Origin of the sequence: Paraburkholderia sp. MM5384-R2, assembly GCF_014201025.1 — a bacterium.
Classification (GTDB): Bacteria; Pseudomonadota; Gammaproteobacteria; order Burkholderiales; family Burkholderiaceae; genus Paraburkholderia; species Paraburkholderia tuberum.
The window spans coordinates 49,411-61,423 of record NZ_JACHDI010000003.1; the positions used below are offsets into that span (position 1 = coordinate 49,411).

Genomic DNA, 12,013 nt, shown 5'->3' on the forward strand with positions numbered 1-12,013 from the left:
TTGTAATATTTGCCCAGCTTGGCGAAACTTCGCCGGGCATCACGTCGTTTTACAACTGTCAACGCCGAACGGACTGGACACGGGCGCTTCGGTCGGTTTGCAGGTCCGGTGGCTGGAGAGTGGGTGTGCTCGCTTTACGTGGTTCGAATATCAGGCCCAGTGCGGTTTGGATTAACCAGGCATCCTGGCAGAACCCATTCGTGCCAAATCGCATGGCTCTTCATCTTATATCTGCCTTGCGGCGACCAAGTGAATGAGCAGCAAACCTCTCGTTGTCGACCTCGACGGTACCCTGATTCGATCGGATGTCCTGATTGAATGTGGCTTTGCGTTCGCCAAGTCCGCCCCGCATCGGTTTTACGAGCCTCTTCTGTGGTTCGCGCGCGGGGGCAAACCGGGCCTGAAGGCTCATCTCGCCGAAGCGACCAATATCGATGTCACCGTTCTGCCGTACGATGCCGCGGTCATCGAATGGCTCAAAGAGGAGCGCGCCGCTGGACGCTCCCTCGTATTGGCTACTGCCAGCCATGAGCGCTACGCAAACGCGATTGCCGATCATCTGGGATTCTTCGATAAGACCTTCGCCACCGACGGCGCTGTCAATCTGTCCGCGCATCGCAAGCGCGACAGACTCGTCGCGGAGTTCGGCGAGAAAGGCTTCGACTACGCAGGAAATTCGCATGACGATGTCGCCGTTTGGGCCGCCGCCGAGCGTGCGTATGTGGTCAATCCTTCGAACGGTGTGGAGCGCGCAGCGCGCAAGCAAGGCAACGTCGAGCGCGTCATCGACGAACGCTCCGGCTGGCCAAGGGCGTTGGCGAAATCGCTGCGCCTGCATCAGTGGCTAAAAAATCTGCTGCTATTCGTCCCGTTGCTGGCGGCGCATCAACTATCGCACGTCCCCTCGGTCATTGCCGCCATCCTTGGTTTTTTCGCGTTCGGCCTGTGCGCGTCGAGCGTCTATCTGCTGAACGATCTGCTCGATCTCGAAGATGATCGCCACCATCCGACCAAACGGCAACGGCCTCTTGCGTCCGGTGCTGTCTCCCTCGTGTGGGGCGTGGCGCTGTTTCCTGTTTTGCTTCTATTAGGCGGCGCGATCGCATGGTTTTGCTTGCCTCGCGATTTCATGCTGGTACTGCTGGGCTACTACGTACTCACACTGGCCTATTCGCTGCACCTGAAGCGGCGGGTCATGGTGGATGTCCTCGTATTGGCTTCGCTCTATACAACACGGATCATTGCCGGGAGCGCCGCGATCGATGCGCGCCTCACGTTCTGGTTGCTCGCGTTTTCGATGTTCATCTTTCTGAGCCTTGCGCTGGTCAAGCGCTATGCCGAACTTCATGTGCTGCGGGAGCGTGGCCTCGTCAGATCGCGCGGCCGGGGGTATGTCGCCGACGATCTGCCGCTGATCTCTTCGCTTGGCGCCGCCTCGGGCTATCTTTCCGTGCTGGTTCTCGCGCTTTACATTCAGGACGGCAATACCACGCGCCTGTACCGGCATCCGCAGTTCATCTGGCTTGCCTGCCCATTGCTGCTTTACTGGGTGAGCCGCACGTGGGTCATTGCGCATCGCGGACAGATGAATGACGATCCGATCGTGTTCGCGGCGAAAGACCGTGGCAGTTGGGTGGTTTTCGCGCTGTGCGGCATCGCTTTCTGGATGGCGATCTAGCCGATGCCGAAAGTCCATTCCTGGGGGCGCTATCCTTACGCGCCACAAGATGCGCACCCGATCGCATGGCGCGATGCAGCCGCCGCGGTCTGGCGCAAGGTCAGCAACGAGGAGCGCACGACGCTTGCATTCGGCAATGGACGCAGCTATGGCGACAGCTGTCTCGCTTCCTCGGGGCACGTGATCCAGACGTTGCCGATGGATCGCCTGATTTCGGCCGATTGGCAGAACGGGATCTTGTGCGCCGAGCCCGGGATGACGCTCGGACAGATCCTCGAAGTGGTGATCCCGCGCGGCTGGATGTTGCCGGTCACGCCCGGCACCAAATATGCTACCTTGGGCGGCGTGATCGCCAACGACGTACACGGCAAGAACCATCATGTGCGCGGAACGTTTGGCCGGCATGTGCGGCGGTTTGGTCTGCTGCGCAGCGACGGCACGCAGTTCGAATGCGCACCTGACATGCACGCCGAGTTCTTCGCGGCGACGATCGGCGGCCTCGGCATGACCGGGCTGATCACCTGGGCGGAGATCCAGTTGATGCCGATCCAATCGAGCATGCTCGACGTGACCAGCATCCGCTTTGCCAATCTCGACGAATTCTTCGCGCTGTCCGAGCGGCTAGATGCGCAGCATGAATACAGCGTGGCCTGGGTCGACTGTCAGAGGCGCGATGCCGCGTTGGGCAGAGGCATTTTCATGGTGGGCGACCACGCGTTCGACGGGGGGCTCGACATTGAACGCCGGAAGATGCGCACGGTGCCGTTCACGTCGCCGATCCCCGTGTTCAACCGGCTGACGCTGCGCGCCTTCAACGAGCTGTACTACAGACGGCAACGCGCGGACGCGGTGCGCTCGACCGTCAGCTACGATTCCTACTTTTATCCGCTCGACAGCCTGCTCGAGTGGAATCGCATTTATGGTCGAGCGGGATTTCAGCAGTATCAATGCGTGATGCCGGCGCCAGTCGCGTGCGATGCCACCCGCGCGATTCTTGACGCGATCGCGCGCAGCGGCACAGGCTCGATACTCGCGGTGCTGAAGCGCTGCGGCGATATACGATCGCCGGGCTTGCTGTCCTTTCCGCTGGAAGGGACGTCGCTTGCGCTCGATTTCCCGCAGCGCGACGCCTCGAACCGCAAGCTGTTCGAGCGGCTCGACGCGATCGTGCGCGAGAGCAGGGGGCGCATGTATCCGGCAAAGGATGCCCATATGTCGGGCGAGGATTTTCGCGAGGCCTATCCGCAGTGGCAGCAGGTGGAAGCGCTGCGTGATCCGGCTTTGCTGTCGCGCTTTTGGGAACGAACGACTCGAATATGAAAAATATCGTTATCGTAGGCGCCACTTCGGCGATCGCTATGGCCTGTGCGCGTCAGTGGGCCAAACAGGAGGCGCGGTTTTTTCTCGTCGCGCGTAATGCGGACCGTTTGCAGCAAGTCGCGGACGACCTGAAAGCGCGCGGCGCGCAGACCGTGCTGTGCCAGCAGTTGGACATCGATCAGCTTGGCGAGCACGCGGCCATGATGCAGCGCTGCGCCGTCGAACTCGGCGCGCTGGACATCGTGCTGGTCGCGCCCGGTACGTTGCCTGACCAGCAGGTTTGCCAGCATGACGTCGAGGTTGCGGTGCGCGAGTTCAACACCAACGCGGTGTCGGTGATCGCGCTGCTGACGCGCGTTGCGAACGTGATCGAAGCGCAGCGCCGCGGCACGATTGCGGTGATTTCGTCGGTTGCGGGCGATCGCGGACGCCAGTCGAACTATCTGTATGGCAGCGCGAAAGCGGCGTTGTCGGCCTATTGCGAGGGCTTGCGGGCGCGTCTGTTCAAGGTAGGCGCGCACGTCATGACGATCAAGCCGGGCTTCGTCGCTACGCCGATGACCGCGGGCTTGCCGTTGCCGGGGCCGCTCGTGGCGACGCCGGACCAGGTTGCCGGCGACATCGTGCGGGCGGTGGAGAAGGGTAGGGATGTCGTTTATACGCCGTGGTTCTGGTGGGGCATCATGCTGATCATCCGCTCCATTCCCGGCCGCGTGTTCAAGCGGCTTTCGCTTTAATGCGTCGCGTGCCGCGCGGCGGTGGATGGCCGATTTTTCTTTCCTGACACGGTGGTCTTACTCGTGAACTCTGCAGCAGCCCCAATGAGCGCGTCGCGCCTCGTTATCGTCTACTCGCTATTCGCGGGACTTTCGATTCTCGCGAATATCGGTTTTCAGAAGATTTCGTTGATGGTCTATTCCGGAGCGTTCAGCGTACCGTTATCCGTTGTCGTTGGGACTGGGGTCGGCCTGGTCGTGAAGTTCGCGCTCGATAAGATCTGGATCTTTCGCTATCGCCATCGCGACCTCTCGCATGGCATCAGGAGTTTTATGCTCTACACCGTGATGGGGCTCGCTACGACCGCGATTTTCTGGGGCTTCGAATTCGGCGCGGATGCGATTTATCACTCGGAGCCCGCGCGGTTCATGGGTGGGGTGATTGGACTCGTGATTGGTTACGTCGTCAAGTATCGGTTGGATAAGAAGTTTGTGTTTGCGTGAATCGAGGTGCGCTTGAAGCGTCGGCGAACCAGGAAACACGTGCCGTAGAAAATGTGCGCGTCTTGGCCGAAAGCGTCGGAAAGGAATGGACGACAAGAATGCTGTCGGAACGAATGGTTCGCCGCCGCTTGAATTTGGCGCTCTTCCGTACGTGCTGCGCTATAGCGTTCGGGTGGTCCACGAGATCTTTTGCAGTCTGCTGCCTTCGCCAGTGGACGAACTGGACGGCAAAGCTCGCCAATGGTCCGGAAGCATTGGTTTTCGCGTTACTTCGCGTCCTTTTGCGGCGTGGGTCGGAAGACCCAAAGCTTCGCCGTCGCGAAGTTCACGAACATACCGGCGATAGAACCGGCGGCGACAGCCAGCAAAGGGCTCGCCGGGCTGCGCGGCAGTAGATGCAAGACGAGCACATAGGCGCCGTAGTTGCATGCGCCGCCAAGCGACATCGCGGCGAGATACTGACACCATTCGCGCCACAGCGATTCGCCCGCCGCCGCGGTGAACGTGATGCGCCGATTGATCTGCCAGGTGACGAAAGCGGCGCAAAGGAACGAGATCGCTCGCCCCACGTAGGGGCCGCAACCGAGCGCCAGTGCCCCATACAGCACTCCGGCATCGACGCCAAAGCCGACAACGCCGGCGATCGCAAACCAGATGAATTCGCGGTGCAACTTAGCCACAGTGGTTCCGCGACTTCAGGGCGGGGATCGCGAGATAAGCGATGCGCTTCAGTTCGTTTCTGCCATGGGTCACCGTATCGAGAACGATGCCGCAGATCAGCAGGATAGCGCCCAGCAACATCAGCACGGTGCTGAGAATGAACGTCGGGATGCGCGGCACGAGACCGGTTTCGACATAAGTCGTAAAGACCGGGATCGCGAGTGCGATCGACAGCAGCGTGCAGGCCGCGAAGCCGGTCGTGAAAAACGCGAAAGGCTTTTCCGACTTGAAGAGCTTCAGAATCATCATCAGGATCCTGAAGCCGTCGCGGTAAGTGTTGAGCTTGCTTTCCGAGCCGTCGGGACGCGACGAATAGCGGGTTTCGACTTCAGCCACGGGCATGCGCATACCTAGCGCGTGGACCGCGAGCTCGGTTTCAATTTCGAAGCCCTTGGAGTGCGCCGGGAAGGTCTTCGCATAGCGGCGCGAAAACACGCGATAGCCCGATAACATGTCCTTGAAGGTCTTGCCGAAAATCGTCGCCGCGCATTGCGTGAGCAGCACGTTGCCGAAGCGGTGACCGAGCCGATACGCGGTTTCCTCGTCGCTGAGACGCGAGCCGACGACCATGTCCAGGTTGTTTTCGATCAGCAGGTCGACGAGCATCGGGGCGGCGGCCGCATCGTAAGTCGCGTCACCGTCGACCATCACGAAGACGTCCGCATCGACGTCCGCGAACATGCGGCGCACGACGTTGCCCTTGCCTTGCAGCGGCACGGAAATAACCGCCGCGCCGGCCGCGCGGGCCACGCCGGCCGTGTTGTCCTTCGAATTATTGTCGAATACGACAATGTCAGCCGCGGGCAGGCTTTTGCGGAAGTCGCTGACGACGGTGCCGATTGCAGCCGCCTCGTTGTAGCAGGGAATGACGACAGCAATTCGAACAGCAGAGGTGTCAATCATATTCTATGAGGTGTGTTGCTGGTAGCGTCTTGTTGCGAACCCAGACCGCCTGTGAATGATGAAAGGCGCCGGAAGACATCCTCTCTTTTCCGTAATTTTACCTGAAGCCACATAGCTTTCCGGTGGCGTGTCGTGAACCGCATGCCGCGCGCGGGCCGCCCGGCATGCGCAATCGCGTGTCGTGGGATCAACGCGCCTTGGCCCCGCGGAAGCCGCGTACCACGTCGAAGACAAATACGAGGCAGCCGAGGAGCAGCGCGAGGTACGCCCACTTCATATGTATGGGCAAAAAGCGGAACTGGATGTCGGAGCTACCTGCAGGCAGCGCGATTTCCTGGAAGATTTCTCCGCTACGCGCAATCGGCGCGTCGCTTCCATTGATCGTGGCCCGCCAGCCCGGCATGAACAGTTCGAGACGCGATAGCGTCGACGGAGCGTCGCATTGCACGTGAGCTGCGTCCCGATCCCGCGGCTTGACCGTACAGCCGGGCGCGCTGAAATAAGGTGCCGGCGCAGGCAGCTCGAGAATCCGCATGGCCTCGTCGCGATAGACCTGCTTGAGGCCCGGATTCGGTGCGCTTGCCAGATACCCACGCAGCTTCTCGAAACGCGGGGCGTCGAGATTGTCCGGCACGACCGCGTAGCGCACGCCGATGCGCGCGTAGGCACTTATGTTTGCGACGAGGCTATCGGCCGCGGAGGGTCCGTTCGGGTCATGCCGTGACACGCCTGGAATGGGCTCCTGGTTGCTGTCAAGATGCGCGTTGATGTAACGCGTCCAGTCGGTCGGTGCCGGCAGGTCGTTGTAGTTGATCGAAGCGATGCCGAAATACGAGCCGTAGTTTGGCGCGATCGGTCCGAACGTCGCGAAACGGTTCAGCCCCAGGTTGTCCTGCAAGTAACGTACGCCGGCGAGATGAACGGTCGAGTGGCGCGGATGACTGAGCGTCGGCACGAGGAAATTGACCACGCTTTCAACGATCAGCACTGCAGCGAGCGCCGCAGCAGGCGACCGGATCGCCTCTGTCCGCCACGCGATGACTGCGAGAGCAAAGAGGATCGCGAGACCGAAAGCGGCGCCACCGTGAGCGATCATGCCCGTAGGCACGACGTTATGCTGGATCATCGGGATGAGACTGAGCAAACAGGCGAGCGCCGTTGCGACGACCGCGAGCTTCAGTCGCACCGGACGAGGTTGCAAGCCGATATCCGTCAACGCGAGCGCCGACAATACACACAGCGCGAGCTCCCAGGATGGCGGGAAGTAGCGGAAAAACGCCGCGTACTTGAGCCCCGGGATCACTCGGACGAGCTTATGAATGCCCGGCACGCCATAAGTCATTCCAAGCGTCACGACAACCCAGATGGCAAGTGCGATACGCAGGCCGCGCAGCCGCGTGCCAAACATGCCATATACCGCCAGCACGGACAATGCAATGCCGGCATAGCCGCCAATCGCGCCCCAGAACCCCTCGATGCCCGGCAACTGGAAGATGCCGCCGAATGCATAAGGCATCCAGGTGCCGAGCACGGTCGAGCGCTGCATGTACACGGTCGCGAATCCATCACCCGCATGGCCGCCCGTTTCAGAGAGCGGAAGGTAATCGAAGAAGGCGAGCACGACCGGCGCCGAGATGGCCAGCCCGACGAGTCCACCCACCGCCACGTGCATGACAAAGCGCAAACGCTGCGCGCCAGGCAGCGAGGCCGCGCGCACCAGCGTCCAGACGACGATCAGCAGGCCGTTCAGATAGGCGACCTCCGGAAAGCCCGCATACAGCGACGCGGCGATGCCGACGACGATCCATGCTGCATTGCCGCGGCGTCCCTCAGCGACGCGCTCCCGGAGGTTTTCGACGCCCAGGAGCACCATCGGCAGGAATGGCACAGGGTTGACGATTGCGTTGGCGAGCCAGGCAAACGTGCCGTTGAATTCGAAGGCCAGCGCACCGGCCAGGGCGGCGAGCAGTGCACAGCCGAGCTTGCGCAGCAACGCCAGGGTCGACAGCCCGGCGATGATCTGCAGCGAAAGATGCATGTACAGCTGGCCGTTTGGAAGCGCGAGCAGTACGTTCAACGGCGATAGCGCTGCCGCCTGCATTTCGCCGGCAAGCGGCGCGCCCACACCCTCGTAGTGATTCCACCAGGGCAGGTGGCCCGACAGAACATCGAGTGCGGCACGATAGCCGAGCGCGTGGCTCGTGAACGCGATATTCGGGTCGATGGTCGGCATCGGAGGAAAGCCGCCGAAGGGACCTGGCAACACGTTGGTGGCGATTCCGGTATAAAGCGCGACCGGATCGGAAATCAGAATCCCGAACAACAAGGGAGCCTTGACCAGTAGGGGGGCGAGTATGACGATGGCGACGCAGATCGCAAACTGGCGGCGTTGCGGTAGTCGCTCAGCAGATTCAATAGGATGCATGTGCTGCGGGCCGAAGGAACGGTAACAGCGCGCAATCCTAGCATTTCAAATGTCTTTAAGGCATCCTCCAGCCCCCCAACACCCGTATTTCCCCCGCTTGCTCAGCGGGCTTCGGACAGGACCGGCGCCGGAACAACCATGGAGCGGCGAATGGGCCGCCCCTCCCGCCACCCATAATGCAGGTAATGCTGACCCGCATCCACTCCTGCCGCCGCCACGTCCGGATTGACGGCGAGATATTCCTGTTCATTGAAATCCGGCGGCAATTCAATCGCTTGGTCCGGGTCCAGTTCGCTACGCTTTCCGCAGACGCGCTGCGAGCTGTTACCGGCGTCCTGTCCGGAGCATAGCTCCTTGAGTTTGCGGTGCGTGCGCCAGAACGGCACGGCCGGCGTTGCGTCGCTGGCCTGCCGCTCCATTCGTCGCCAGCTGTCGGCAATATGTTCGCGATTCCGCGAGCGCCTCATTACTACAGAAAACTCGATGTCGTCGTGCAGTGTGTCGCAGAAGTTTTCACAAGCGAAATCGATCAGCTCCATCTCGCATAGATCGGCAATCAGTTTTGCGAACGAGCGCGGCGTGAAAACCCAGCAGTGAACGTCGTGATACGTGCCGTTTTCGAACGCGTCGCGCGCGAGATGTAGCGCGCCTTGCCATGTGTGATGCCGCTTGACCGAGTGCGGGTCGATCCGCTTTCGCCACGCTTCGTGGGCCGAGACATCGGCGGCGGACAGGCAGTGATCCAGCAGCGAGTAGGGCTGCGGTACCCGCGCACGGGCGATATAGCTGGCCAGTACTTCGGGCAGGCGGCTTTCGCGGCGGAAATAGTCGAAGGTGAAGCGCCGGTCGGGAACCACGAGACGCACTTCGCCGGTCGGTTTGAGGACCGCGGCCAGCTCTCTGAGCCACGTCACCGGATCGGGAACATGCTCGACGACGTGAGAGGCCACCACGTAGTCGACATAGCGGCCCTTGATCGCTTCATGCAACGTGTTGCGCCCCCACACCGCGTCGACATCGACGATTTCATTAATGTCGAGATGAGGATCGTCCTTGTACTTCTGACGCAGGTGCGGTGTGTCCGTATGGTCGACGTAGATGATTTCGCCGCCGTCGCTGCGTCGCACGAGAGGCCAGCAAAGCGGGCCTATTTCTACGCCCACTAAGGCGCTGACGTCTAGCCCTTTCAGCAGACGGCAACGCCGCTTATCCCGAAATTCACCGATGCTTAGTCCGCTGTCTTCCTTCGCCATGTTGCCTCCTCGTATTGGACGGCACAGCTTCCAGTGACCGACGATCACCGCATTGCGCGAGACCGCTTACGCCATCAGGTATGCATCTGCACCTTGATGGAGTCCGAACTTTTATCGCTGGCCAGACGGAAGGCCTCGTCGACGTCGTCGAGGCTCAGGTCGTGTGTGATCATGGCGCGCAACGTATCGCCCTTGCGCGCCAGCAGATCGATCGCCAGCGCGAAATCGTGCTGACCGTCGATATAGCCGTAGCAGTTCGGCAGATGAATCGTCAGTTCCTTGATGTGCGGTTTGATGATTTCGATGTTCCTGAAGCCGTGATCGAAGGCACCGAGCACGCACACGTGGCCGAGCGGGCGCACGAACTGACAGGCGAAGTCGAACGTGTCGGCCGTTCCGCCGACCGCTTCGATCGCGTAGTGCGCGCCCAATCCGCCGGTTGCCTGTTCGACCATGGCGAGCGCTTCGGCGCGATCGGCCGGCAGGATCGCGGTGGCGCCCATCGCCAGCGCCGCGCGCGCCTGAGCCGCATGTCTTGCGACCACGTAGACATTTTCACTGCCAGCGTCCAGCGCCGCGGCGAGTGCCGCGAGGCCGATCGTGCCCGCGCCGATCACGACGCCGACCGAGCCGCGCGCAATCGGCATCTTGCGGCATCCGTGGATGCCGACCGCCACCGGCTCGACGATGGCGCCGAGCTGATCGTCGACGGCATCGGGCAGCGGGAACACGCCCGATTCCTTGGTGCGCACGTATTCGGCAAAGCCGCCGCCGAACGGAAATTCGCGCGCGCGGCAGTGAATCGGCGCGCCGAGCTTGCAGTACTCGCATTTGCCGCACGCGGTGCCCATCACCATGTCGATCGTCACGCGCTGGCCGACGCGCACGCTCGTCACGCCCTCGCCGATCTCGACCGCGGTGCCGCTCAGTTCGTGGCCGTTCGGAAAGCTTTGATGAACGTCGACGTTCCGGTAAGCGTGCAGATCGCTGCCGCAGATACCGACGCTCGCCACCTTGACGATCACGGTGCCGGGTAGCAACTCAGGTACCGGGATGCGGCCGACCTTCATCGCGCGCACCCCGTCTTGCAAGCCGGCTCGCATGGACGCGCCTTCGGTGCGATGCTCGAGCGCGTTCGTCGAAGTCATCTATCAATCTCCGCAAAATGTGAGACGTTTGCGCCGCGGCGCCTAACGTGTCTTTCGAATCCAGAAGCTCGCACCGGGATTGCGCATGAAGAGCGGCATCCGCGCGTTCATCAGGTCCGCATGGAAGTGTCCCATGAACGTATTCATCAGGACAACTTCGAACGCGCTGTTGTACTGGAGGAAGGCGCGCAGCAGATAGGCTTCGTTCCACGCGCGGCCTTCGTAGATCCACTGCGGCGGGTATTCGAGCGGCAGGAACACGTCGTGAAAGTGTATGTGCACGCCGGGCGCGAGGATCGGCAGTATCTCGAAGACGATGCGGTTCACGTCGCTGCCGATCTTGCTCACGTGCGACGAATCGACGAACAGTATGTCGTTCGCTTCGAGCTCCGCGAATACGGACAGGTCGACGTTCTGCGCGAGCGACTTGACGATCTTCGAGGTGACCTTGTCTTTCTCGGTCAGCAACGACAGCAAGCGTTCATTGTTCGGTTCGACGAAGGTGCACTGGATCTGGCCGTCGAAGAACAGGTCGTTGGTATCGAGCGAAACGGCGGACGAGAAACCCGAGCCGATCTCAACGATGCGGCGCGGCCGCAGGTGGCGAATCATGCAGTACAGCGACGTCGCGTCGCCATACGAGAACATCACGTTCTCGAAGTAGAAGCGCAGGCCGTCTTTCTTGTGCGGCTCGAACGGCATCTCGCCGTAGTACTTGTCGGCGAACTCGCCGACGAGCCGCACCTGCGCCTCTTCGTTGAACTCGATGCCGGGCAGCGTGCGCGAGACGTTACCGAACAGCCGTGCTTCGTCCTGTTTGATGTCGGGGATCGACGGGATCGGCGAATAGTAGTGGCCTGGAGGCACGTCGCCGAGATTCGAAAAGTGCGGAATATTGACCTGAAGCGCGTCGCGATACTTGTCCCGTTCAGCGATCAGTTCTGCAATCTCGGGATGCTGCGCGGCAAGTGAATCGAGAAGCTCGGGCGATGCCGACATCTTGTTTCTCCGCTTGAAAGAATTTGCGAAAAGCCATGACAGAACAGCGAATTCATACCGATATGCCGACTGGCTGGCGAGCCGGCCCTCCCGGCCGGCCAGTCTATCGTACCCCCAGTATTCTGCACGTCCAACATTTCCTGATGTTCCGACATGAGCCCGCATTTACCGTTACTTACAAATTATTCGTCATAGCAATCGGCACAGCCGCGACGCCAAGGGTCATTTGCCGTCCGTTTTCCGTGGAGACCGCGCGTGAGTCGCAAGTGCGCGGCAGAAGAGGGCGGAGGTCATCGTTTCGTAAGCCACGTAAGCCGACGAAAGCATGCAGCAGGGTGCTCTGCGCG

General features: G+C 61.1%; 10 protein-coding genes. 4 read left to right on the plus strand and 6 right to left on the minus strand.

All coding sequences use genetic code 11. The features are described from left to right. Nucleotides 1–253 precede the first annotated feature (253 nt). From HDG37_RS06370 to HDG37_RS06385, 4 genes are all read left to right on the plus strand, one after another. Nucleotides 254–1,678 carry a UbiA family prenyltransferase gene (locus HDG37_RS06370; RefSeq protein WP_184045411.1) on the plus strand — a complete coding sequence of 475 codons (1,425 nt, stop codon included), beginning with the start codon at nucleotides 254–256 and terminating at the stop codon, nucleotides 1,676–1,678. A 3-nt stretch (nucleotides 1,679–1,681) separates the two neighbouring features. Further along, complete coding sequence (locus HDG37_RS06375) at nucleotides 1,682–2,998, plus strand: FAD-binding oxidoreductase (protein WP_184045413.1); 1,317 nt, start codon at nucleotides 1,682–1,684, stop codon at nucleotides 2,996–2,998. After that, entirely contained in the window at nucleotides 2,995–3,735 is a 741-nt protein-coding gene (locus tag HDG37_RS06380; protein WP_184045415.1) for an SDR family oxidoreductase, read from the plus strand. Before HDG37_RS06375 ends, HDG37_RS06380 begins: the two co-directional genes overlap by 4 nt. 84 nt (nucleotides 3,736–3,819) lie before the next feature. Further along, entirely contained in the window at nucleotides 3,820–4,218 is a 399-nt protein-coding gene (locus tag HDG37_RS06385) for a GtrA family protein (protein WP_184045417.1), read from the plus strand. Nucleotides 4,219–4,484: 266 nt separating this feature from the next. Here HDG37_RS06385 and HDG37_RS06390 read toward each other — a convergent pair whose 3' ends face one another. From HDG37_RS06390 to HDG37_RS06415, 6 genes are all read right to left on the minus strand, one after another. Then, nucleotides 4,485–4,898, minus strand: coding sequence for a GtrA family protein (locus HDG37_RS06390; protein ID WP_311541091.1), 414 nt, complete (start codon nucleotides 4,896–4,898; stop codon nucleotides 4,485–4,487). Then, nucleotides 4,891–5,841: a glycosyltransferase family 2 protein gene (locus HDG37_RS06395; RefSeq protein ID WP_184045419.1), complete on the minus strand. Its 951-nt coding sequence runs from the start codon at nucleotides 5,839–5,841 to the stop codon at nucleotides 4,891–4,893. Before HDG37_RS06395 ends, HDG37_RS06390 begins: the two co-directional genes overlap by 8 nt. Nucleotides 5,842–6,028: 187 nt before the next feature. Beyond that, nucleotides 6,029–8,164, minus strand: a complete 2,136-nt coding sequence (locus HDG37_RS06400; RefSeq protein WP_221311918.1) for a hypothetical protein — start codon at nucleotides 8,162–8,164, stop codon at nucleotides 6,029–6,031. Nucleotides 8,165–8,367: 203 nt separating this feature from the next. Then, entirely contained in the window at nucleotides 8,368–9,519 is a 1,152-nt protein-coding gene (locus HDG37_RS06405; protein ID WP_184045423.1) for a methyltransferase domain-containing protein, read from the minus strand. 74 nt (nucleotides 9,520–9,593) lie between these two features. Next, nucleotides 9,594–10,667 carry a zinc-binding dehydrogenase gene (locus HDG37_RS06410; protein WP_184045425.1) on the minus strand — a complete coding sequence of 358 codons (1,074 nt, stop codon included), beginning with the start codon at nucleotides 10,665–10,667 and terminating at the stop codon, nucleotides 9,594–9,596. Between the two features lie 42 nt (nucleotides 10,668–10,709). Next, nucleotides 10,710–11,666, minus strand: a complete 957-nt coding sequence (locus HDG37_RS06415; protein ID WP_184045427.1) for a class I SAM-dependent methyltransferase — start codon at nucleotides 11,664–11,666, stop codon at nucleotides 10,710–10,712. Nucleotides 11,667–12,013 lie beyond the last annotated feature (347 nt).